This is a genomic window from Thermoactinomyces sp. CICC 10735 (assembly GCF_016055175.1).
Lineage (GTDB): Bacteria > Bacillota > Bacilli > Thermoactinomycetales > Thermoactinomycetaceae > Thermoactinomyces > Thermoactinomyces vulgaris.
This window is the reverse complement of record NZ_JAECVT010000002.1, coordinates 407,080-429,488: the sequence shown is the minus strand read 5'-3', so window position 1 is coordinate 429,488 and position 22,409 is coordinate 407,080. Positions and strand designations below refer to the sequence as shown.

General features: G+C 49.2%; 21 protein-coding genes, 1 other RNA gene and 1 other annotated feature. Of the genes, 16 read left to right on the top strand and 6 right to left on the bottom strand.

The annotated features are described in order from the left end of the window. Nucleotides 1-9 precede the first annotated feature (9 nt). Complete coding sequence (locus tag I8U23_RS05355) at nucleotides 10-1,422, bottom strand: amidase (protein WP_198050809.1); 1,413 nt, start codon at nucleotides 1,420-1,422, stop codon at nucleotides 10-12. Nucleotides 1,423-1,628: 206 nt separating this feature from the next. Between I8U23_RS05355 and I8U23_RS05350 the strand changes: the two genes are divergently transcribed. Further along, nucleotides 1,629-2,615 carry a 2-hydroxyacid dehydrogenase gene (locus tag I8U23_RS05350; RefSeq protein ID WP_049720418.1) on the top strand — a complete coding sequence of 329 codons (987 nt, stop codon included), beginning with the start codon at nucleotides 1,629-1,631 and terminating at the stop codon, nucleotides 2,613-2,615. A 291-nt stretch (nucleotides 2,616-2,906) separates the two neighbouring features. After that, the gene (greA, locus tag I8U23_RS05345) at nucleotides 2,907-3,383 is read left to right on the top strand and encodes a transcription elongation factor GreA (protein ID WP_037996774.1); all 477 of its coding nucleotides are present in this window, start codon (nucleotides 2,907-2,909) and stop codon (nucleotides 3,381-3,383) included. 49 nt (nucleotides 3,384-3,432) lie between these two features. Here the strand turns inward: greA and I8U23_RS05340 are convergent, their stop codons facing one another. Further along, nucleotides 3,433-3,807, bottom strand: coding sequence for a group I truncated hemoglobin (locus I8U23_RS05340; RefSeq protein ID WP_037996772.1), 375 nt, complete (start codon nucleotides 3,805-3,807; stop codon nucleotides 3,433-3,435). Between the two features lie 234 nt (nucleotides 3,808-4,041). Then, nucleotides 4,042-4,218 carry a hypothetical protein gene (locus I8U23_RS05335; RefSeq protein WP_156097751.1) on the bottom strand — a complete coding sequence of 59 codons (177 nt, stop codon included), beginning with the start codon at nucleotides 4,216-4,218 and terminating at the stop codon, nucleotides 4,042-4,044. A 162-nt stretch (nucleotides 4,219-4,380) separates the two neighbouring features. Here I8U23_RS05335 and I8U23_RS05330 point away from each other — a divergent pair, with 162 nt between their 5' ends. The 4 genes from I8U23_RS05330 to tkt all read left to right on the top strand — a co-directional run bounded on the left by I8U23_RS05330 (nucleotide 4,381) and on the right by tkt (nucleotide 9,550). After that, nucleotides 4,381-4,746 (top strand): hypothetical protein, encoded by a 366-nt coding sequence (locus I8U23_RS05330; RefSeq protein WP_037996769.1) that lies wholly within the window; start codon nucleotides 4,381-4,383, stop codon nucleotides 4,744-4,746. A 113-nt stretch (nucleotides 4,747-4,859) separates the two neighbouring features. Beyond that, nucleotides 4,860-7,013, top strand: coding sequence for a RelA/SpoT family protein (locus I8U23_RS05325; RefSeq protein ID WP_037996766.1), 2,154 nt, complete (start codon nucleotides 4,860-4,862; stop codon nucleotides 7,011-7,013). 21 nt (nucleotides 7,014-7,034) lie between these two features. Continuing rightward, on the top strand, nucleotides 7,035-7,484 hold the full coding sequence (gene dtd / locus I8U23_RS05320) for a D-aminoacyl-tRNA deacylase (protein WP_037996763.1): 450 nt from the start codon (nucleotides 7,035-7,037) through the stop codon (nucleotides 7,482-7,484). Between the two features lie 59 nt (nucleotides 7,485-7,543). Further along, the gene (tkt, locus tag I8U23_RS05315) at nucleotides 7,544-9,550 is read left to right on the top strand and encodes a transketolase (protein ID WP_138614891.1); all 2,007 of its coding nucleotides are present in this window, start codon (nucleotides 7,544-7,546) and stop codon (nucleotides 9,548-9,550) included. A gap of 54 nt (nucleotides 9,551-9,604) precedes the next feature. Here the strand turns inward: tkt and I8U23_RS05310 are convergent, their stop codons facing one another. After that, complete coding sequence (locus I8U23_RS05310) at nucleotides 9,605-9,985, bottom strand: DUF423 domain-containing protein (RefSeq protein ID WP_037996759.1); 381 nt, start codon at nucleotides 9,983-9,985, stop codon at nucleotides 9,605-9,607. Nucleotides 9,986-10,124: 139 nt separating this feature from the next. Continuing rightward, nucleotides 10,125-10,363: a binding site (T-box leader), on the top strand. A 70-nt stretch (nucleotides 10,364-10,433) separates the two neighbouring features. Between I8U23_RS05310 and hisS the strand changes: the two genes are divergently transcribed. The 4 genes from hisS to I8U23_RS05290 all read left to right on the top strand — a co-directional run bounded on the left by hisS (nucleotide 10,434) and on the right by I8U23_RS05290 (nucleotide 14,373). Then, complete coding sequence (gene hisS, locus I8U23_RS05305; protein WP_037996757.1) at nucleotides 10,434-11,723, top strand: histidine--tRNA ligase; 1,290 nt, start codon at nucleotides 10,434-10,436, stop codon at nucleotides 11,721-11,723. A 2-nt stretch (nucleotides 11,724-11,725) separates the two neighbouring features. Beyond that, a complete protein-coding gene (gene aspS, locus I8U23_RS05300) occupies nucleotides 11,726-13,519 on the top strand; it encodes an aspartate--tRNA ligase (protein ID WP_037996755.1) in 1,794 nt (597 codons plus the stop codon). A gap of 38 nt (nucleotides 13,520-13,557) precedes the next feature. Further along, nucleotides 13,558-13,739: non-coding RNA, 6S RNA (ssrS, locus tag I8U23_RS05295), on the top strand. A 37-nt stretch (nucleotides 13,740-13,776) separates the two neighbouring features. Further along, a complete protein-coding gene (locus I8U23_RS05290; RefSeq protein WP_037993280.1) occupies nucleotides 13,777-14,373 on the top strand; it encodes a 5' nucleotidase, NT5C type in 597 nt (198 codons plus the stop codon). A gap of 77 nt (nucleotides 14,374-14,450) precedes the next feature. Here the strand turns inward: I8U23_RS05290 and I8U23_RS05285 are convergent, their stop codons facing one another. Further along, on the bottom strand, nucleotides 14,451-15,089 hold the full coding sequence (locus I8U23_RS05285; RefSeq protein ID WP_037993279.1) for a spore coat protein: 639 nt from the start codon (nucleotides 15,087-15,089) through the stop codon (nucleotides 14,451-14,453). A 164-nt stretch (nucleotides 15,090-15,253) separates the two neighbouring features. Between I8U23_RS05285 and I8U23_RS05280 the strand changes: the two genes are divergently transcribed. Both I8U23_RS05280 and I8U23_RS05275 read left to right on the top strand, forming a co-directional pair. Continuing rightward, a complete protein-coding gene (locus I8U23_RS05280; RefSeq protein WP_037993276.1) occupies nucleotides 15,254-15,844 on the top strand; it encodes a hypothetical protein in 591 nt (196 codons plus the stop codon). Between the two features lie 137 nt (nucleotides 15,845-15,981). Then, entirely contained in the window at nucleotides 15,982-16,164 is a 183-nt protein-coding gene (locus I8U23_RS05275; RefSeq protein ID WP_049720416.1) for a hypothetical protein, read from the top strand. Between the two features lie 38 nt (nucleotides 16,165-16,202). Here I8U23_RS05275 and I8U23_RS05270 read toward each other — a convergent pair whose 3' ends face one another. Next, entirely contained in the window at nucleotides 16,203-17,540 is a 1,338-nt protein-coding gene (locus I8U23_RS05270) for an AAA family ATPase (protein WP_037993272.1), read from the bottom strand. A gap of 296 nt (nucleotides 17,541-17,836) precedes the next feature. Between I8U23_RS05270 and cymR the strand changes: the two genes are divergently transcribed. The 4 genes from cymR (at nucleotide 17,837) to recD2 (ending at nucleotide 22,380) form a co-directional block, all read left to right on the top strand. Beyond that, complete coding sequence (cymR, locus tag I8U23_RS05265; protein ID WP_037993270.1) at nucleotides 17,837-18,256, top strand: cysteine metabolism transcriptional regulator CymR; 420 nt, start codon at nucleotides 17,837-17,839, stop codon at nucleotides 18,254-18,256. A gap of 80 nt (nucleotides 18,257-18,336) precedes the next feature. After that, nucleotides 18,337-19,479: a cysteine desulfurase family protein gene (locus I8U23_RS05260; RefSeq protein WP_049720415.1), complete on the top strand. Its 1,143-nt coding sequence runs from the start codon at nucleotides 18,337-18,339 to the stop codon at nucleotides 19,477-19,479. A 70-nt stretch (nucleotides 19,480-19,549) separates the two neighbouring features. After that, entirely contained in the window at nucleotides 19,550-20,056 is a 507-nt protein-coding gene (locus I8U23_RS05255; protein WP_037993265.1) for a hypothetical protein, read from the top strand. Nucleotides 20,057-20,124: 68 nt separating this feature from the next. Continuing rightward, entirely contained in the window at nucleotides 20,125-22,380 is a 2,256-nt protein-coding gene (gene recD2 / locus I8U23_RS05250; protein WP_037993263.1) for an SF1B family DNA helicase RecD2, read from the top strand. The last annotated feature ends 29 nt before the right edge of the window (nucleotides 22,381-22,409 follow it).

The following is a 22,409-nucleotide window of genomic DNA, read 5'->3' as shown; positions in this document are numbered from 1 at the left end:
CTTTGCTGCTTAAGTATCATAGTGTGTGGCCCGACGATAGCCTCGAAAACGGGTTTCCAGCTCCGTACCCAGCCGGAACAAAGCATCTTCCTGTCCAGGGATGGTCACCAGCTGATAAGCAACTGGCAGGTGTTCTTCACTTTCCCCGATGGGAATGGTGAGGGAACACAGTCCGTATGTGTTGGCATACGTGATAAACTGCAGGTATTTAAAAATCGTTTTCCGGATGGAAAAGAGTTCGCGGTAAAGTTCACCATGCTTCAGGGCCGGGCTGTGATAAACAGGCAAAACCAAGATGCGTTGTTTTAGAAAATCATACACTTCCATTTTCGTTTTTTTCCACCGGATGAGCAAGTCTTTCCATTCCCGGGGGGAGGGTTTGAGAAATTCAGCGGCCAAAAGAGCCCAGGTCAAATAGTGGTGATAACGGGGCTTGAGGCCGGTTTTGGATTTGAGCCAATCCCAAAACACTTGTCCGATATGGTCAAACTCGGTCTGCTGGAGAAAGGATCGGGCGCCGTCAAAAGTCATGATCCAAAACCACGTTTGTGTCGAGTCCGAAAAGTGAGGCGGGAGGGTCCGGTCGATGGGGAAATCTTGTTTTAAAAAGGAATGGATTTGGTCATACAGTTGCCTGGTTGTAGTGTTGACAGGAGTGAAAAAACAAAGATCAGGCACCGACAGGGTGTACTCGGAGAGATTTTGGCTTGGAGACGGTTTTCCGGCGATAATTTCATGGATCAATTGGGCATCGGCGACGGATTTGGAAAGGGCGCCGATTCCCAGCATATTTTGCTGCAAGGGATGAGCCAGCTTTGGAAACAATCCTTCATCCGGCACTTGATTCATACCGGACTTGAAACCGATCACTCCATTGAAATGGGCCGGAAACCGGATGGATCCCCCGATGTCGGCTCCGATGCCGACCGCAGCTCCGCCCGCGGCAATCAGTGCACCTTCCCCTCCGCTGGATCCCCCGCATGACCTGGACAAATTCCACGGGTTATTGGTGCGGCCATAAAGAAGATTATCGGTTTCTTGGCAGAAGCAGAGTGAAGGTGTGTTGGTTTTGGTAAGGATAATGGCTCCCTCTTTTTTCAAACGCCGGACAACTTCGGCATCGCACGGCCGGGGAGCGGAAGCATGGTGGGGAAGGCCTCCTGAGGTGACCGTTCCTTTGACGAAAAAAGATTCTTTCATGCTGACCGGGACACCGGCCAACCGCCCTTTCAAACCTTGACTCTTGATTTCCCGGGCTTCTTTCAACGCGTCATCCCACCGGGTTTCAACAACGGCATTCAAATGCGGATTGATTTTTTGAATGTGGTGATAATAAGTTCGCAAAACCTCTTCCACATCCCAGGTTCCCTTTTTTAATTCCCTGGACAAGATCGTTGCATCCATGTTCAGGATTTCTTTCATTGAATTCCCCCTGTATGGAGTCAGAGTATTCTGTTATTATTATATCATTGTTGCTCACAGGGAGGGTGTGGGCGCATGGAAGAAAACGGAAAATATTTCGGGGATTCTTGGAAAGATTAGCAGGGAAAAAAGGTTTATTGGTCGAATATTATAGAGATTGAAAATGCAGTTATGGTACCTTTGCATGATGAACAGGAGGAAGATCATTGGGTCACCGTGTTTTTGTTACAAGTTTGATCAACCAACATTATTTATCCAAATTAAAAGAGCATATGGAAGTGGAACTGAATCCGATGAACCGGCAATTGACACAGTCGGAAATCATGCAATTCGCCAAGGATAAAGATGCCCTTTTATGTACGGTGTCCGATGAAATTAATTCAGAGGTGATGGATGCTTGCCCCCGGTTAAAAATCATCAGCAACTATGGGGTTGGATACAACAATATTGATTTGGAAGCTGCGACATCGTCCGGGGTCATCGTGACGAACACGCCGGGTGTGTTGACCGATGCAACCGCGGATTTGACGTGGGCACTGTTGCTTGATGTGGCCCGCCGTGTGTCGGAAGGAGACCGGTTGGTCCGGTTCGGGGAATGGAAGGGATGGGAACCCGGGTTTTTGCTGGGGACGGAGGTGACCGGAAAAACCCTGGGAATCATCGGTATGGGGCGAATCGGCCAAGCCGTGGCATATCGGGCGCGGGCTTTTCATATGAATGTGATCTATCACTCACGCACACGCTTGTCTTCTGAAGAAGAGCAGAAGCTGGGGGTCCGGTGGAGTTCATTTTTTGATCTGCTGGAAGAAGCCGATTTCGTTTCGCTGCACGCCCCTTACACTCCGGAGACGCACCGCTTGATCGGGCGACAGGCGCTGAAAAAAATGAAAAAAAGTGCGTATCTCATTAATACCGCACGAGGTTCTCTGGTGGATGAACGGGCATTGGCCGAAGCGTTGCGGAATCAAGAAATTGCCGGAGCGGCGCTGGATGTTTACGAAAGGGAACCGGAAGTTCCGGCAGAGCTCAAAGAAATGGAAAACGTTGTGCTGGCTCCCCATATGGGAAGTGCCACCGTCGAAACGAGAGAAGCGATGGCCCGCTTGGCCGTGGAAAACTTGATCTGCTTCTTTAAAGGGAAGCGTCCGCCGCATGTTGTCAACACCCGGGTCTGGGAAGAGCTTTACGGGTAATTTTGACAAGGTGGTGGCTAAAAGAAAAAAGTTTGGTTCTTTACTTGGAGGAAGAAATAAAATGTGTTAATATATTCCTCAGTTTAATTTCGTGGTTTGATTCTTGGCTTCGGCCAATCAAGTTCAGCGTTGAATCGCAAGGTGAAATCGCTTACAACCACCGTTTGACGGGATTGAAACTTCATAAAATGCTTGTGAATAAGAGAATGGGATCAGAAGACTGGCGGTGGATCGCCGGGGAACACAAGCGATGAGAAGAGCTTGTGTTGTATTAAAGGAGGATGAGTTAGCATGTCGCAAAATAAAGAAGTTTATTTGACAGAAGAAGGGCTCGAAAAGGTAAAAGAAGAGCTGGAATATTTAAGAACGGAAAAGCGCCAACAAGTCGCCCAACGGTTAAAAGAAGCCATTGCCCAAGGGGACCTGAGCGAAAACTCCGAATATGACGCAGCCAAAGAAGAACAAGCTTTTGTGGAGTCCCGTATCATTACGCTTGAAAACATGATCCGCAACGCAAAAATCATTGATGCGGCCAATCAGGATAAAAACGTGGTGAACGTGGGAAGCAAAGTGACGATTGAAGAACAGCCGGACGGGGATCGCGAGACCTATACGATTGTGGGAAGCGCCGAATCCGACCCTGCTTCTTTCAAAATTTCCAATGAATCCCCGATCGGGAAAGAGTTGATCGGCAAAAAAGTGGGCGAAATCGTCAATGTTTCCACTCCGTCCGGAACCATTCAGTTTAAAATCATTGAAATTGAATAAGAGGATTCTTAACATAAATAACAGGGAAGCGGCCGGTGCCGCTTCCCTGTTATTTATTAATGATATGTGGCTTTACACTGCGCAGAAATGCCTCGATTTTGGCGATATCACCCAGACCCACATTGTATTTCCTCAGCGAACTGTTTAAATGTTTGATGGCGATTTCATATTCTTCCGAGGTGATGTTCAAACCGGTATGGGCTTCTCTCAGGGTTGCTTTGTCGTAGAGCGGGGTCCCGCTTATGGCATAGCTCATGAAGTTGGTGATTTGTTTCTGCCGCAATTGTTCGATGTTGACACCGATAAAATGATGGTTGACCCGGTCATCCTGCATCATCCGGTTGAAAAATTCCGCAATCACTGCTGCAATGGCCTGTTCTCCGCCCAGGCGTTCATAGAGAGTGCTTTTGGTACTTCTTAACATAAAACATCCTCCGTTCGTAGGGGAGAAAAGTAAAAATTAACAAAAAATTTCATCGGATATATTTCCAGTGAAGCAATCCGTGCGATTAAACAAGATACATATAGGAAAAAATGGAATATATTTGCCGATTGGTTTCATAAGAAAAGTTTATTCGATTTTGAATGGGAGTGCAAATAAAAATAAAAATCTAAAAAAGCCCCATGAAAATGCATGGGGCTTTCTGAGCGGACCCGGTTACTTGGTGCGTTCGACATCCTCTGGTCCGGATTGGCTGTACATTTCCTGGATGGCACTCATGACTTTCCGGGTGGATTCATCCTCAAAAAACTCGGATGCAAATTCGGTTTGTTCCTGATCGCGCCGGGCTTTTGGTTTTTTCATTTTGTCTTGTTTCATTGGTTCTTCTTTCATTTGCTCACCTCCATATGGTAACAGATAATCTTAACCTGTCATTTTCAACGGATTTTATTCGGGAACCTGATTTCAACTGATGGAATTGCAGGAAACAGGAGATTGCATTATTATTGTTAAAAGATTATGTTTGAATTTTTTTATTAAGGAGAGAGGACGCGCGTGGAATCATTTCAGGAAGGATTCACATCATTTATCACGGGATTTTCGATCATATTGTTGATCGCAGTAGTGATTTGGATGATTGGGCTCGTTGTTTTGTTGTTTCGTGAGTTATTTTCACCGACTCGGTTGGATCTGCGTGATTATCTGTATAAAGTGTTGCGTATGCTGATTGTGAGCGTGGAGTGCACCATCTATGGCACTGTGGTCATCGCGCCCATCATGATGTATGTGACAGAAGAATATTTGCGGTACGGGATGATTACGGTCGCCGCTGTCATTTTGACCGTCATCAGTTTATATATCCGCAGCCAGACCGGAGGATGGGGCCGGTCCGGGATGTTCCGGATCCGCCGGCATAAATAAACCGATTGGGATCACCGATCGGTTTATTTCCTATATCTGCATTTCCCTTTACTTTCAAAGACCATTGAGTGATAATAGAAGGAAAACTTATTTTTTGTACGGATGTGAGAGGAATGCCGATCGATGCATTAGTCGACATTGCAGAATCGTATTTATCGAAAGAAGATGTGATGTGCCTGAAGGCGGCTTATGAATTTGCCGCCAAAGCGCATGAGGGACAAACCCGGAAATCCGGAGAGCCTTATATTCATCATCCGGTGGAAGTGGCCATCATTTTGGCGGAACTGAAGATGGATTTAACGACACTGATCGCCGCCCTGCTGCATGATGTGGTGGAAGACACCAGTGTCACCTTGGAAGAAGTGGAAGAAAAATTCGGGCCTGCTGTCGGGAAACTGGTGGATGGTCTGACCAAGTTGCGCAAACGCATGAAATTCAAGTCGAATCAGGAGCATCAAGCTGAAAACCACCGGAAAATGTTTGTGGCCATGGCCAAAGACATTCGCGTGATTTTGATCAAGTTGGCAGACCGTCTCCATAACATGAGAACGTTAAAATACATGCCCGAAAAGAAACAAAGGGAAAAGTCCAGGGAAACGCTGGAAATTTACGCCCCGCTTGCTCACCGGCTCGGGATTTCCAAGATCAAATGGGAATTGGAGGACACCGCTCTCCGTTATTTGAACCCGCAACAATATTACCGGATCGTGCATCTGATGAAGAAAAAAAGGGCGGAACGCGAACAATATCTGGATGAAATCATTTCGACGTTGTCCGAACGCCTGGAAGGTTCGGATGTCCCGGTGCTGGATATTTCCGGGCGCCCGAAGCATATATACAGCATTTATCGCAAGATGGTGACGCAAAACAAAGAATTCAATGAGATATATGATTTGATGGCGGTGCGGGTCATCGTCAACACGGTTCGGGATTGTTACACGGTGTTGGGAATCATTCATACGATTTGGAAGCCGATGCCCGGCCGTTTCAAAGATTACATTGCCATGCCGAAAGCCAATATGTATCAATCGTTGCACACGACGGTGATTGGTCCCAAAGGGGAGCCGATCGAGGTGCAAATCCGCACCATGAAAATGCATCGGACGGCTGAATACGGGATTGCGGCCCATTGGGCTTATAAAGAGGGAAGCACCATTGAGAACAGCAAGTTTGAAGAAAAGCTCAAATGGTTCCGTGAAATGATGGAGCTTCAGCAAGAAACGAAAGATGCGCTGGAGTTTGTGGAAAGCCTGAAGGTGGATTGGTTTTCGGATTCGGTCTTTGTGTTTACCCCCAAAGGGGATGTGATTGAGTTGCCGCAAGGCTCGGTTCCGCTCGATTTTGCCTACCGGATTCATACGGATATCGGCAATATGTGCATCGGGGCAAAGGTGAACGGAAAGATTGTCCCCTTGGATTATCAGCTTCACACGGGAGACATTGTCGAGATCCTTACTTCCAAGCACAGTTACGGCCCCAGCCAGGATTGGCTCAAAATCGTCAAATCCTCCAATGCACGCAATAAAATCCGCAGCTGGTTCAAAAAGCAAAGACGGGAAGAGAGCATTGCCAAAGGCCGCGAGATGGTGGAAGCGCTGCTGAAAAAACATGATTTTAAAGTGAGCGAAGTATTAACCAATGAACGCATTCAAGAAGTGACCCGGAAATTTAATTTTCAGGATCCGGATGACTTGTTTGCGGCCGTCGGATACGGGGGGATCACCACCGCACAGGTTGTGAACCGGTTAACAGACGGTCTCAAAGAGGAAGAACAACCGGTTATTCTGCCGGACGTGAAAACGATGCGTCACCGAAACCATAAGGCGGATCAGGGAGTCCGGGTCAAGGGTGTCGACAATCTGCTTATTCGCTTGTCCCGATGTTGCAATCCCGTTCCCGGGGACGATATTGCCGGATATGTGACACAAGGGCGCGGGGTCACGGTCCACCGGGCCGATTGCCCCAACCTGAATAATGTCCCGAAAGAGCGTAGAATCGAAGTGGAATGGGACAGCCAAACTTCCCAACATTATCAGGTCGACATCGAGGTCTCCGGATTTGACCGGCAAGGATTGTTGAATGAAGTGCTCCAGGTCATCAGCGACACCCAGACCAGTTTGTCGGCCGTCAGTGCCAAGGGGGACCGGCGCGGCATCGCTTCCATCCACATCCGGGTGGGAATCCAAAACATCAATCACTTGAAATCCGTGGTGGAACGGGTCAAAGGAGTTCGCGACATTTACAGCGTTCGTCGGATTATTCAATGAAAGCAAAGGACGGTGTCAGGCATGAAGGTGGTTTTGCAGCGGGTGAAAAATGCCAGTGTGACCGTGGATGGAGAGGTGACGGGAGCCATTGATCACGGGCTCCTGCTCCTTGTCGGCTTTAAAGAAGGGGATACGGAAGAGGATTTGCGCTATTTGGCCGACAAGGCGGTCCATCTCCGGATTTTTGAGGACGAGAGCGGGAAAATGAATCACTCATTGCTGGATGTGAAGGGTGCTATCCTTTCGGTATCCCAGTTTACATTGTACGGGGACTGCCGGAAGGGCCGGCGCCCCAATTTCATGCGCTCGGCCAAACCGGAAGTGGCAGAACCGTTGTACCGGCGCTTTAATGAAATTTTGAGAAGTTACGGGGTGCCGGTCGAAACCGGCGTTTTTGGCGCGATGATGGAAGTTTCTTTCACCAACGACGGGCCGGTCACTTTTATTTTGGAGAGCAAAGAAGCATCCTAAAAGAGACAGATATGTTATAATACCCGCTGAGTAATCAGTCAGATGAAAAAGGAGGATACATAGTGTCCAACGTGGATCAATTAGCTGTTAACACCATTCGTATGTTGTCGATTGATCAAATTGAAGAAGCAAATTCAGGACATCCGGGATTGCCGATGGGAGCAGCCCCGATGGCCTACGAACTTTGGGCAAAATATATGAAACACAATCCGAAAAATCCGAAATGGTTCAACCGCGACCGGTTTGTGTTGTCTGCCGGTCATGGCAGTGCCTTGCTGTACAGTCTCCTGCATTTGTTCGGATATCCGCTTTCCATCGATGATCTGAAAAATTTCCGCCAGTGGGGAAGTTTAACGCCGGGACATCCGGAAGCCAATTACACCCCCGGGGTGGAAGCGACCACAGGCCCGCTCGGACAAGGGATTTCCACGGCGGTCGGGATGGCGATGGCGGAAGCGCATTTGGCCGCACGTTTCAACCGTGACGGTTTGAATGTCGTGGACCATTACACCTATGTATTATGCAGCGACGGCGATCTGATGGAAGGGGTTTCGGCGGAAGCTGCATCGCTGGCGGGACATTTGCGTTTGGGCAAATTGATCGCCCTGTATGACTCCAACGATATTTCCCTGGATGGAGAATTGGCCCACGCCTTTACCGAAAGTGTGAAAAAACGCTATGAATCTTACGGCTGGCATTATCTCCTGGTGGAAGACGGAAATGATCTGGATGCCATCGGCAAAGCGATTGAAGAAGCGCAAAAAGTGACCGACCGCCCGACTTTGATTGAAGTGCGCACGATCATCGGGTATGGAAGCCCCAACCGGGCCGGCACTTCCGAAGTCCATGGAAAACCACTCGGCAAAGACGAAGTGGAGGCGGTGAAAAAAGAATACGGCTGGCCTTATGAAGAACCTTTTACGGTTCCGGCGGAAGTGCGGAAATACTTTGATGATCTCGCTTCCAAACTTGGTGAATCGGAAGCGGCATGGCAAGACTTGTTGAAACAGTATGAAGCCAAACACCCGGAACTGGCACGGGAGTTCCACCGGGTGATGAGAGGGGAACTGCCGGCAGATTGGGAACAACAATTGCCGAAGTTTACCACAGAGGACAAGCCGCTCGCCACCCGGGCCGCCTCCGGTCAAGCGTTGCAGGCCCTGGCCAAAGCGGTTCCGGAATTGATCGGCGGATCAGCGGATCTGGCTTCGTCCAACAATACCATGATGAAAGAAGAGGGCGTGTTCCATGCCGAAGATTACTCGGGAAGAAACATTTGGTTCGGTGTGCGCGAACATGCCATGGGTGCGGCTTTAAACGGAATGCTGCTCCACGGCGGGGTTCGGGCGTATGGCGGAACCTTCCTGGTCTTCTCCGATTATTTGCGGCCGTCCATCCGTCTTGCCGCTTTGTCCAAACTGCCTGTTGTTTATGTCTTTACGCATGACAGCATTGCAGTCGGGGAAGACGGACCGACACATGAACCGGTGGAACATGTTCCGTCTTTGCGTCTGATTCCGGGACTCAAGGTGATCCGTCCGGCGGATGCGAATGAAACGGTTGCCGCTTGGGCATATGCATTGAGCCAAAAAGAACATCCTGTTGCGCTTGTTTTGACGCGGCAAGGATTGCCGGTTCTGGAAGGAACAGTGGACAAAGACCGCACGGTGATAGAACGAGGGGCTTATGTCTTGTCCGAAGCCCAAGGCGGGAAACCGGAAGGCATCATCCTGGCCACCGGTTCTGAAGTGAGCCTGGCGGTTGAGGCACAACAAAAACTGGCTGAAAAAGGAATCCATGTCCGTGTTGTCAGCATGCCTTGCCGTGAATTGTTTGACGCACAGCCCGAGGATTACCGCGAATCGGTTTTGCCTTCCAACATCAAGGCACGCCTTGCGGTGGAAGCCGCTCATCCGATGGGATGGGATCATTATGTCGGCGACAACGGCGCAGTGATCGGCATCGATCGCTTCGGTGCATCGGCGCCTGGATCCCGGGTGATGAAAGAGTATGGTTTCCATGTGGATAATGTGGTCTCGCATATGGAAAATCTGTTGCGGGGCTGAACAAAAAATCCCTGTCACTGTCCTCAGTGGCAGGGATTTTTTTGGAACGTGTCCTTATTCGATGGCCATTTTGGCGGTGGCAACGGCAACCAGGATCCATCCGACAATGAAACAGACACCGCCAATCGGTGTAATCATGCCGAATTTGCTTACATTGGTCAAGACCAGCGTATACAAACTTCCGGAAAAGATGACGATGCCGGCAAACAAGAGCCAGCCGCCGATGTTCATTAATGACGAAGCTTGGCCTGCTTTGCTCATCAACAGGCCGACGGCAATCAATGCAAGGGCATGAATGATGTGATAATGAGCGCCTGTTTCCCAAGTTTGAAGCATTTTATCCGTTACCCTTGGAGCCAGTCCGTGAGCGCCAAAAGCCCCGATGGCCACCGCAAGAGCCATGTTGATGCTTCCCAGGATGACGAACACTTTCATGATGATCCCTCCTGTCCATCATTACCATACCATGATTCACGATTTCATCACACAGTGCAAAAGAAAAAAGATGGATCTTTTTCTTGACAAAAGCAATCTCCCTCATTAAAATCTTAAGATAAATCAACTTGAAATGGATATTTGCACGATGATGGGAAAAGTAACTGTCTGGCGAGCAACCAGAGAGGGGAATCCTGAGGCTGGAAGATTCCCTTTGTGACGGGGCAGTGAAAGACACCCGGAGTATCTAACCGAACGCCAATGTTGGTCAGTAGACTTAGACGTATCTCGGCGATAACGAGTATGAAAGCGGGAAACTCAAAGTTTCCAACTAGGGTGGCACCACGGGAATCGTTAAACCAATCTCTCGTCCCTGACAATAAGTCAGTGGCGGGAGATTTTTTAATTTGTAAATACGGAAAACGGGTGTTTAGGAGGGAATGCGTTCATGAAATATCAAGCATCGCCGAAATATTTTGTTCCGCGCGGAACGGACGATCTTCTGCCGGGTGAAGTGGAGAAATGGCAATGGATGGAAGAAACGGCGCGCAAGATTTGCCGCCTTTACGGTTTTCGGGAAATCCGCACTCCTTTGTTTGAACACACGGAGATTTATCAACGCGGGGTGGGGGAAGCGACCGATATCGTTGAAAAAGAAATGTACAGTTTTTATGACCGCGGCGAACGGGCGTTAACGCTTCGTCCGGAAGGAACGGCCGGAGTGGTCCGGTCTTTTGTGGAGAAGAAAGTGTTTGCCGATCCGCAACCGACGAAATGGTATTATATCGGGCCGATGTTCCGGTATGAAAATCCCCAGGCCGGAAGGAGACGCCAGTTTCACCAGTTCGGGGTGGAAGTGTTTGGAAGCGCGGATCCGGCGTTGGACGCGGAAGTGATTGCGCTCGGGATGCATTTTTATCAAGCGTTGGGACTGAAAGATGTCCGGGTTGAAATCAACAGCGTGGGTGATCAGGAAACGCGGGAACGGTACCGGAGGCGCCTGATCGATTATTTTGAGCCGGTAAAGGAATCGTTATCAAAAGAAGCCAGGGAACGCTTGTATAAAAACCCTCTGCGTATTTTGGACAGCAAAGATCCGAAAACCAAAGAGATTGCGATGGAGGCGCCGTCGATTTTGGACGATCTGAGTGAGCCGGCCCGGCAGCATTTTGAGCAAGTCAAGTCGTATTTGGATGTTTTAAAAATCCCGTATGTGATCAATGACCGTCTGGTGCGTGGCCTGGACTATTACACACACACCGCATTTGAGTTTATGGTGGATGTGCCGGGGGCGCAAGCGGGAACCATCGGCGGAGGCGGCCGGTATAACGGGCTGGTTGAAGAATTCGGCGGGCCGGAAATGCCCGGTTTTGGTTTTGGCATCGGGCTGGAGCGGGTGCTTCTTGCTTTGGAGGAGCAAAAGGTGGAAATACCCGTCGAAGACGGCATCGATTGTTATTTGATCACCATTGGGGAAAAAGCAAAAACAGCCGGTGCGAAATGGCTGAAAGCATTGAGGGAAGCCGGAATCGCCGCTGATCAGGACTATTTGGGCCGGAAAATGAAGGCGCAATTCAAAGCAGCGGACCGGAGCAATGCCCGCTTTGCCGTCATCTTGGGCGAAGACGAAATGGAGCAAGGCAGAATCAACGTCAAACACCTGGACTCCGGAGAACAGGAAACGATTGAGCTTGAACAATTGATTCCATATATCAAAGCAAACATCAGGAGGAGATAAGCGTGGAACAGGTTTACCGTACTCATTATGTTTCCGAATGCACCAAAGAACTGACCGGAAAAATGATTGTGTTAAATGGATGGGTTCAAAAGCGCCGGGACTTGGGCGGTCTCATTTTTATCGACTTGCGCGATCGCACCGGGCTGGTGCAGGTTGTGTTTAATCCGGAGATTTCGGCGGAAGCGGCGGCGGTTGCCGACCAAATCCGAAGCGAGTATGTTTTGGCGGTGCGCGGGGAAGTGGTCAAACGCGACCCGGAAAATGTCAATCCCAACATGGAAACCGGTGAAATCGAGGTACTCGCAAAAGAGGTGCACGTGTTTAATGCTGCCAAAACCCCGCCTTTCATGATTGCCGATGATGAAGAAGTGGATGAATCCATCCGCTTAAAATACCGTTATCTGGATCTCCGCCGCCCGGGCATGCAAACCACCATGCAAATTCGCCATAAAGCGATGCAAGTGGTTCGCCGCTTTTTGGACCGGCACCACTTTATGGAATTGGAGACCCCGATGCTCACACGTAGCACACCGGAGGGGGCACGCGATTATTTGGTGCCGAGCCGTTTGCACGAAGGGGAATTTTATGCCCTTCCCCAATCGCCTCAATTGTTTAAACAGTTGTTCATGGTGGCGGGCATGGACCGGTATTTCCAATTTGCCCGTTGTTTCCGGGATGAGGATCTGCGTGCAGACCGGCAACCGGAATTTACCCAAATCGACATTGAAGCTTCCTTCTTGCCGGCCGAAGAACTGCAGTCGATGATGGAGCAAATGATGGCCGAATTGTTCCAAGAGACCATCGGGGTCAAGGTGGAAACCCCTTTCCCGCGCCTCACTTATCAGGAAGCCATGGAACGCTACGGATCGGATAAACCGGATTTGCGTTTTGGCATGGAGCTGAACGATCTGTCGGAAGCCTTGAAAAACACTTCTTTCCAAGTCTTTGCCAAAACCATCCAAAACGGCGGGCAAGTCAAAGCGATTTGTGCCAAAGGGTGTGCCGGCTGGAGCCGGAAAGAAATCGACGGTTGGAGCACCAAGGCCCAGGAACTGGGGGCAAAAGGATTGGCATGGTTGGCCTTTAAAGAGTCCGGCGTGAAAGGATCGGTGGTCAAGTTTTTAACGGAGGAAGAGATTGCCCGGATTCAGGAAATCACCGGTGCCGGGACGGGAGATTTGTTGTTCTTTGTCGCAGACCGGCCCTCCGTGGTGGCTCATGTGCTGGGGCAATTGCGGTTGCTGCTGGGACAGGAGCTGGGCTTGATCGACCCGGATGTATACCGGTTCGCCTGGATTGTCGATTTCCCTCTGCTTGAGTATTCGGAAGAAGACGGACGCTATTATGCGATGCATCATCCGTTTACGATGCCGGTGGAAGAAGACATCGATCTGTTGGAAACCGAACCGGGCAAAGTGCGGGCCAAAGCCTATGACATGGTTTTAAACGGTTATGAAATCGGCGGGGGAAGCCAACGGATTTATCAACGTGAAATTCAGGAAAAAATGTTTAAAGCGTTGGGCATCACCGAAGAAGAAAGCAAAGAAAAATTCGGCTTTTTGCTGAGAGCTTTCGAGTACGGGGCTCCGCCGCACGGAGGAATTGCTTTCGGGTTTGACCGGATTGTCATGTTGCTGGCCAAACGGAGCAATCTCAGGGAATGCATCGCCTTCCCGAAAACCGCGCAAGCCAGTTGCTTGTTGACCGAAGCGCCATCTCCGGTTGAAGAAAGCCAGTTGGATGAACTGCACATCCAAATCAAACCAAAGAAGAAGGCAGAAGACGTTCTGGCTTGATGCATCTATAAATTTTTGGTAATATAGAAGCAACCAAACGAGTCCTGCGATGTACGTGTCCGCCGGGATGTTTTGAGCCAACACCCACGAAAAGGGAGTCTGCGTCATCCATGCTAGGGGAAGCCACGCAATGTGAGTGGACCTTCGAACATGGATGCAGGACACCCACCTGCGAGAGAGCAGGTTCAAAACAAACGGAGCACGGCATAACGGGACTCTTTTTTATTATGTGTGGATGGCAGAGGAAGGCGAAAAACATGATTATTGGTGTGGATATCGATAATACCATCAAAGATACTCACCGTGCCGCTGTGGAAATTTACAACCGGAAATTGAATCAACAAGTCAAAGTGGAAGATGTGCAAGACTTCTATTTGGATAAAGCGTATGGCTTGACACCGAAAGAAGGGCAAAAACTGTGGCGTTCTCTGGAAGAAGAAATTTACCAACTGGGTGTTCCGTTAAATCATGCTGTGGAAGTATTAAATGATTTGGCTGACCAAGGACACCAGATTTATTTTATCACCGCACGACCCGGTTTGAAAAATATTGAAAGCGTTACCAGGAAGTGGCTGAAAGAACATGGCTTTCCCTATAACGGAAAAAATCTGATCATGAATTCGCAAGATAAAGGAAAAGTTGCCAAGGAATTGGGAGTGGAGCTGTTTTTCGAAGATGCTCCCGATCATTTGGAAAAACTGGTGAAAAGCCAGGTGCCCACGGTGATCGTCGATGCCGTCTACAATCGCGACTTTCCGGTGCCTTTAAAACGGATCACCAACTGGCGGCAAGTGTATTCATTGGTTGAAGAAATGGAACGTTCCAAACAAAAAAAGGACACTGATGAACCGTAAAGCGCCCCACCGATGCTTTGCGGCTTTTGTTTTGCAAAAAATGCAAACCGCCCCTTTGAAAGGAGCGGTTTTCCCGTTTATTGCACCGGTGCCTGGGGGGAAGAGGACATCGTGGCATTGGACGGTTGGTAAGATTGGATCATTTGTTGCATGACATTGGCCGGGAGCTGAGGCACCTGATAGTACCCTTTTTTGTTTTGATACAGGAAGATTTCGTACGCCATTTCCAGGCAGTTGGCCACGCTGTCTTGAACGACGCGGCGTACCACGGGATTGGTGATTTCGCAGGCAGCTCTTGCTTTCTCGGTGGCAGAGGTTTTCATCAGCCCCATCATTTGTTGGGAAATGTTCTCGTTGTTCCATTCATTGGCGGATTGGATCGGCTTCTTGGGCGTACCGGCTTCCAAGCCGTAAATCACATTGTTTCCTTGCTTCATTTCATACTTTCCGGTGGGTTGTTGAGGCGGGGTACCGGTGGAGAAACATTCAAGCAATGTATTATATTCTTGTGTCATGAAGTCATGTTGCCGCCGGATGATATCGCGAAGCTCTTGGCAAGTGCATTGCTGTTCCATCATGGTATATTGGTTCAATGTGTTGATGCCAAAAGATAAAAGTTCATGCACATCCATTATTTCATGAGCACCATGGTTCAGTGAAGGGGGAACCGAGGGGTTCATGGTTTGATTTTCCTGTTGATGTTGAAATTGATTCATAATTTCTTCCTCCTTTCTGAGTCAACATTAGGTAATATGACCAAATAGATAAATGATACTCTTGTTTTTTTTAGTAAATAGTTGGTAAAGTAAAGGGTTCATTTAAACGATGTCGAAGATTCCATATTTATGATCTAAATTCTCTACATAAGGAGGATTTTTCATTGAAAATCAAAGTGATTACACGGAAGGTGTCGGGATCGACCTTGCCGCCGCTTCCTTCCTCCAGAAAGAAACAACGCATCCCCAACAAGCTGGTGTGGACGTGTGTGATTTTGCTGGCTGTGGGACTGGGTGCCGGACGTTTGATGGATAATGAAGATCAAAGAGAGGCTGTCCACGGGTTGTCTGCGGAAAGGGTCGTGGTGCGGCATGTTCCTGAGATTCCCGAGATCACCCGGACGTTCCATGCACCGGAGCCCGCGGCTCAAGCGTCGGAAGAAGACACCGATACCCAAACATTCGAAGCCGACATTCATGAGGAAAGAACCAGAGAAGTGGAAAAAACCCCCGAACCGGTTCAGGTGCCAAAGGTGAACCCGGTCGACAAAGATGAACCGGAAACCACGAGTCCGGACCCCAAAGAAGAGGAAAGACCCGTTGAACCTTGGCAAGCCGACCGGGTTTATCAACCGGGAGATTATGTCCGGTATGAAGACAGGGTTTATGTGGCGGAAAGAGAGAATCAGGGGATTCAACCGGGGGCCGGGTTAAACGGCGATGAGGAAAACCCTTGGAAACAGGTGGAACGGTAGATATCCCTTCCATGAAGGGATCACTTTTGTAAGAATTTGAAATCATCTTGACAGAAATTCAATCTTTTTGTATGAATTAGATGACTTGGAATCTTTACATAACAATCGATAATATCTGGAAAAAAAGGAGCCGGGGAATGAAGATCAAACATTTTGGGATCATGATGCTCGTGATCGCGGTGATTTATGCTTTGGTTGAGATTTTGACCTATGACGGGGGATTTAACTTTTTTGTGCCCTTTGCTTTGGTACTGGCCGGGATCGCTGCTCTGAAACGAAAAGACCGGGAAGAAAAAATATTTAAAAAGAAAGAAAGCTGACGGGGAAAGATTGAATCAGGTACGAGCCGTACCTGATTTTATTTTTGGGATTCCCCGGGCGTTTCCTTCATCCAGTTCATAAACAGTTGCAATTTTTTCTCATAACCGTGTGTTGTCGGATGGTAAAAGGTTTTCCCGCGATGTTCCGCCGGTAAATAATCTTGCCGCACATAACCGCGGGGATAGTCGTGCGGATACAAATATCCTTTTCCTCTGCCTTGTTCTTTGGCGCCGTGGAAGTGCGCATCGCGCAAATGCGGGGGAACGGATCCGTCTTTTTCGTTCTCGACAGCTTGCATGGCTTCTTGAATTCCCCTCACCACGGCATTGCTTTTCGGGGCGGTGGCGATGTAAATCACCGCTTGTGCCATGGGGATTTGTGCTTCAGGCAGGCCCACCAGGTCCACCGAGTGTGCAGCGGCTGAGGCGATCAACAGTGCGCGCGGATCGGCCATTCCGACATCTTCGGCCGCATGGATCAAAATCCGGCGGGCGATGAAACGGGGATCTTCCCCGGCCTTTAACATTTTCGCCAGGTAATAAAGCGCGGCATCCGGATCCGAACCGCGCATGCTTTTGATAAAGGCGGAAATGGTATCATAATGGTTGTCGCCGCTTTTATCGTAACGCACCACTTTTTTCTGAATGGATTCTTCGGCAATGTCCAACGTGATGTGGCGGACCCCGTCTTGGTCAGGGGGAGTGGTCATGACAGCGAGTTCCAACGCGTTTAAAGCGTTGCGGCTGTCTCCGCCGGCCACGCGGACGAAATGCTGAAGCGCTTCTTCATCCAAGCGGATGTTTTCCTTGCCGTATCCCCGATCCGGGTCCTGTAAAGCTTGGAGCAGAATTTGCCGGATTTCGGAATCCTTCAGCGGTTCCAACATAAACATGCGGGAACGGGAAAGCAGCGCGGCATTCACTTCAAAAGACGGGTTTTCGGTCGTTGCGCCGATCAGGATGATGGTTCCGTTCTCCACGTGCGGGAGCAGGGCATCCTGCTGTGAGCGGTTGAAGCGGTGGATTTCGTCAATGAAGAGGACGGAACGCCGGCCGTGCATGGTTAACCGTTCTTTGGCTTCCGAGATGACTTGGCGTAAATCTTTGACGCCGGCGGTCACTGCATTCAGTTGTTCAAAGTAAGCTTGCGTGTGGTTGGCGATCACATGCGCCAGGGTCGTTTTTCCCGTGCCGGGCGGTCCGTATAGAATAATGGAAGACAGGCGATCGGCTTCGATCATCCTCCGGAGCAGTTTTCCCGGTCCGATGATATGTTGTTGTCCGATCACTTCATCGATGTGGCGGGGACGCATCCGGGCTGCCAGTGGTTCGCTTTCCTTTTTGGTTTGTTGGTATCCATATTCAAACAAGTCCATATGGTTCCGCCTTTCCTGATCAATCATCTACGTTTTATTTTTATGATAAATTCAGGAAAAGTAAAGGGAAACAGAACGTTTTCCAAGCGGAATGTAACAAAAAGTACAGGAAAAAAGATTGCTAAAAGAGAATGAAGCTATGATACACTGACAATGAACTGTCGATCCATTCTTGCGATTGGCACACGGGCATCGGAAATTTTTGTATCCGGTTAAAAGAAAAAACGTCGGGAAGCCGGAAACGGCATATGAAAACCATAAAATGTTTGATTAAGTAAGTTAAAGGAGTGGCAATCTTGAAAATTTCAACCAAGGGTCGATATGGTTTAACCATTATGATGGATCTGGCCAAACGGTTTGGACAAGGGCCGGTTCCTTTAAAAAGCGTGGCTGAACGCCACGGGTTATCGGAGCATTATTTGGAACAGCTGATCGCCCCGCTGCGCAATGCCGGTCTGGTGCGGAGTGTACGCGGAGCTTACGGCGGATATAAACTGGCAAAAGATCCCGAAGAGATCACCGCCGGAGACATCATCCGGGTTTTGGAAGGCCCCATTAACCTGGTGGAATACACCGAAGAAGATGATCCTGCCAGGCGGAACTTGTGGAAACGCGTCCGGGATGCCATTGTCAAAGAATTGGACAGCACCACGCTGGCCTCATTGATCAATGATTCCGATGACGGAAATCATGACGGTTATATGTTTTATATCTGAAGAAACTTTTAAAAAGAAGCGAAAAGGCGTATCTTTTTATTATAGATTTTTAAAGAGTTCAGCAGGTAAGGTGAAAATCAATGCCAATTTATTTAGACCATGCAGCGACAACACCGATCCATCCAAAAGTGAAAGAAGCCATGTTGCCTTTTTTGGATCATGCGTTTGGGAACCCCTCCAGTATCCACCAATACGGCAGGGAAGTGAGAAGCGCGCTGGATCGGGCACGTGATCAAATCGCACAAAGCTTGAATGCCGACAGCAGCCGGATTGTCTTTACCAGCGGCGGAACTGAAGCAGATAACCTGGCCTTGTTCGGGGTCATGGAGGCAGAACGCAAAAAAGGCAGAAATCATTTGATCACATCTCAAATTGAACACCATGCGGTTTTGGATACATGCCATTATTTGGAACGGAACGGGTTTGAAGTCACTTATCTTCCGGTGGATTCCAAAGGGCTTGTGGATTTGGAAGCTTTGAAAGAGGCGACCCGGCCGGATACGGCTCTTGTTTCCATCATGTATGGAAACAATGAAGTGGGCACCCTTCAGCCTGTCTGGGAAATCGGCGAATGGGCCCGGGAACGGGGGATTTTTTTTCATACCGATGCGGTGCAGGCATTCGGGGTGGAAGAAATCGATGTAAAAACATTACCCGTGGATTTGGTTACCATCTCCAGCCATAAGATCAACGGTCCCAAAGGGGCGGGTGCCCTTTATTTCGCACCGGAGGTTCCGCTGATTCCCCGCTTTTTTGGCGGTGCCCAGGAAAGAAGGCGCCGTGCCGGAACGGAAAACGTTTTGGGAATCGTCGGATTTGGAAAAGCAGCTGAAATCGCCGGCCAAAAACGCCGGGAGCACAGGGCAAAAATGGAAGGGTTGCGGAAACTCTTTTTGAAAGAGCTGCAAAAACGCGGAACCCGTCACGTGATTAACGGCGATCCCGACCGGAGCCTTCCCCACATTGTCAATGTTAGTTTTCCCGGTACGGATTCCGAAACGTTACTGATGAATTTCGATTTGGAAGGAATTGCGTGTGCGAGCGGTTCGGCATGTACATCCGGAACGCTGGAAGTGTCGCATGTCTTGAAAGCGATGAATTTGCCGGATGAAGTGACAAAATCGGCCATTCGCTTCAGTTTCGGCTGGGAAAATACCGAAGAAGAAGTGAGACAGGCGGCGCAAATCACAGCGTCGGTTGTGGAGAGATTGACTTCGGTGTAAAAACCGGCAAAAGCAGGAATGGACAAGGGTGGAGATCGAAACAAATGGAAAAAGAAAGGGAGGGAGACCATTGAATTTGCATGCCCTTGATCAAATGGAAGATTGGGAAAAGGAATTGGACAACATTGACTGGAAAACCATGCTTGCCGACATTGACCGTGCATTGATGGATAATTTGGCCGCCGAGTTGGGTTTTCCTTCCTACCAACGTTTGGAACAAGCTTCGGAGCGGGTGGTGGAAGACTTTTACGTCGCCCACCTTTCCGACGGCCGGTGGGTGTGGTGGAATCCGACCACGTATGCCAAAGAAGATCCGTTGTATTTTGAGAATAAACAACAAATTATGGAGTTTATTGCCAAAGTATTAAAGTTGGAAAAAAAACATTTAAGACGCTTGGAACAGGGGCTGGATCAAGTAGTGCAAACCAAGCGCTGCCGTTGTTGCGAACACGAATACAATCCGTTTGACCCGTCCCGCATCGATTGGGATGCGGAGCAGGAGCAAGCGGAATTTTGCTCCCCCGAATGTGCGATGGAATATGTGATGGATGAAATGAAAGAAGATTTTACGGGATAATTCTTAAAAGCGACCTCAGATGTTTGTTTGAGGTCCTTTTCTTTAAGGCATGAATCAGGGTGAGTGTCATGAATACACAGTTGGATCTGTTTCAAGAAAGCTATGTCAAAGGCGTTTTCAAACAGGAAATTTTTTATAACGAGGAAACCGGATATGGCGTGTTTATATTGAAGGTGACGGATGCTTCCGAGGAAGTGGAGGAAGAGGAGATCACCGTAGTCGGCAATATGTTGCGCCCGTATCAGGAAGAAGTTTATTGTTGCTACGGAGAGTGGAGAAACCATCCCAAGTTTGGCCGGCAATGGTATGCCCATCGCGTGCAAAAAGAGATTCCGCGCTCCAGAGACGCCATCATCCGTTATCTTTCCAGCGGGCTGTTCTCCGGCGTGGGGCAAAAGACGGCAGAAAAAATCGTTGATTTTTTGGGGACGGAGGCGCTCGACAAAATTGCAAACGATCCCCGTTGTTTGGAGGAAATCAAAGGGATTTCGGCCGCAAAAGCCCGGAAAATCGCTGAGCAACTTCATGACCATCAGGGACTGGAACAAGCGTTGGTTTATTTGTATCAATTCGGAATCGGCCCGGCCTTGGCCTTGCGGATCGTTCAAACATATAAACATGAGACCATCTCCATTCTGAAAGAAAACCCCTACCGGATGATTGAAGAAATTGACGGAATCGGGTTTCGGCGGGCCGATGAAATTGCCAAAGCACAAGGGCTCAGCGAAGATGCGCCGGAGCGTTTTCAAGCCGCGTTGCTGTATGTGATCAAGGAAGCCTCTCTGTCCCGGGGACATGTTTACGCCACTTGGGAACAGTTGAACGAAGCGGTCAATGATCTGTTGGGGGAAGAGGCGGTCCGATGGTTTCCGGAAGAGAAACGGACGCTTTATATTGAGCATCTGTTGGATGATGACCGGTTGATATTAGAAGACGGCCGCTATTATCTGCCTTCGTTGTATTACGCGGAATACGGGCTTGCCATGCGGGTCAAGCAATTGCTGGAGGAGCCGTTTGAGCCGGATTACTCGGTGGCGGACATTTACGGAAAAATCGGGGAGATTGAAGAAGAGTTGTCAGTCAGTTATGCCGAAAAGCAGAGAGATGCCTTGATCACGGCGATGTTGTCTTCCTTGATGATCTTGACCGGTGGGCCGGGAACGGGGAAGACCACCGTGATCCAAGGGATTTGTCAGCTGTTTTCCCGCCTGAATGAAATTTCCATCAATCCCGAGGATTACAAAGGAACGGAGAAGCCGTTTCCCATCCGGCTGGTTGCGCCCACCGGGCGGGCCGCCAAGCGGATGTCTGAAACCACGGGGCTTCCGGCAATGACGATTCACCGGTTGTTGGGATGGAAAGGAGAATTTTTTGAGCATCATGCCGATCATCCGATTGAAGGAAGTTTGTTAATTGTGGACGAGGTTTCGATGCTCGACATCTGGCTGGCCAATTCACTTTTCCGGGCGATTCCAAAGGGGATGCAGGTGATTTTGGTCGGGGATCAAGACCAGCTTCCTTCCGTGGGACCCGGTCAGGTTTTGCATCATCTCTTGCAGGTGAAAGAAATTCCCCGTGCCGAGTTGACGGAAATTTTCCGGCAACAGGAAGGCTCTTCGATCATTGAGCTGGCGCATGCCGTGAAAAACGGTGAGGTTCCGGATGATTTGTTGTTGCCCCGGCCCGACCGCCGTTTTTTTTCGTGCAAAAAAGAACAAGCGCTGTCCGTCATAGTGCAAACCGTCGTCAATGCCGTCAAAAAAGGGTACACGTTGTTTGACATCCAGGTTCTGGCCCCGATTTACAAAGGTCCCGTCGGGGTGAACCGCATCAACGAAGAGATTCAAGCCGTTTTAAATCCCCCGGGCCCGCAAAAAAAAGAAATTGCTTGGGGAGACACGGTGTTTCGGTTGGGAGACAAAGTGTTGCAGCTTGTCAATCACACGGAACATCCGGTTTATAACGGGGATATGGGCATCATCACCTCCATTGACGAAACGGCTTCCGGGGATCAGCCGGTGTTGTGGGTGCGGTACGACCGGTTGGAAGTTCCTTATAAAAAGACGCAATTGGGCCAAATTTCCCTGGCATATGCCTGTTCCGTCCATAAGGCGCAAGGATCCGAATTTCCGATTGTGGTGTTTCCGGTATTATTTGCTTTTCGCCGGATGCTGGAGCGGAATCTGATTTATACGGGGATTACCCGGAGCAAATCGTATCTGATCATGTGCGGGGAAAAGGAAGCCTTGGTCGAGGGATTGAAAAACCAACGGGGTGAGGAACGAAACAGCCGGCTTCAAGATTTGATTGAGGAAGACTGGTAACAAATCCCCCGCATTTCCGACGGTGATCC

Coding starts and splice junctions, on each gene's coding strand:
- I8U23_RS05270 (WP_037993272.1), bottom strand. CDS start 17,540: ATGGACTTGTTTGAATATGGATACCAACAAACCAAAAAGGAAAGCGAA.
- recD2 (WP_037993263.1), top strand. CDS start 20,125: ATGAATACACAGTTGGATCTGTTTCAAGAAAGCTATGTCAAAGGCGTT.
- I8U23_RS05260 (WP_049720415.1), top strand. CDS start 18,337: ATGCCAATTTATTTAGACCATGCAGCGACAACACCGATCCATCCAAAA.
- I8U23_RS05355 (WP_198050809.1), bottom strand. CDS start 1,422: ATGAAAGAAATCCTGAACATGGATGCAACGATCTTGTCCAGGGAATTA.
- greA (WP_037996774.1), top strand. CDS start 2,907: ATGTCGCAAAATAAAGAAGTTTATTTGACAGAAGAAGGGCTCGAAAAG.
- I8U23_RS05275 (WP_049720416.1), top strand. CDS start 15,982: ATGAAGATCAAACATTTTGGGATCATGATGCTCGTGATCGCGGTGATT.
- I8U23_RS05290 (WP_037993280.1), top strand. CDS start 13,777: ATGATTATTGGTGTGGATATCGATAATACCATCAAAGATACTCACCGT.
- I8U23_RS05335 (WP_156097751.1), bottom strand. CDS start 4,218: ATGAAAGAAGAACCAATGAAACAAGACAAAATGAAAAAACCAAAAGCC.
- hisS (WP_037996757.1), top strand. CDS start 10,434: ATGAAATATCAAGCATCGCCGAAATATTTTGTTCCGCGCGGAACGGAC.
- I8U23_RS05325 (WP_037996766.1), top strand. CDS start 4,860: ATGCCGATCGATGCATTAGTCGACATTGCAGAATCGTATTTATCGAAA.
- I8U23_RS05310 (WP_037996759.1), bottom strand. CDS start 9,985: ATGAAAGTGTTCGTCATCCTGGGAAGCATCAACATGGCTCTTGCGGTG.
- I8U23_RS05340 (WP_037996772.1), bottom strand. CDS start 3,807: ATGTTAAGAAGTACCAAAAGCACTCTCTATGAACGCCTGGGCGGAGAA.
- dtd (WP_037996763.1), top strand. CDS start 7,035: ATGAAGGTGGTTTTGCAGCGGGTGAAAAATGCCAGTGTGACCGTGGAT.
- I8U23_RS05285 (WP_037993279.1), bottom strand. CDS start 15,089: ATGAATCAATTTCAACATCAACAGGAAAATCAAACCATGAACCCCTCG.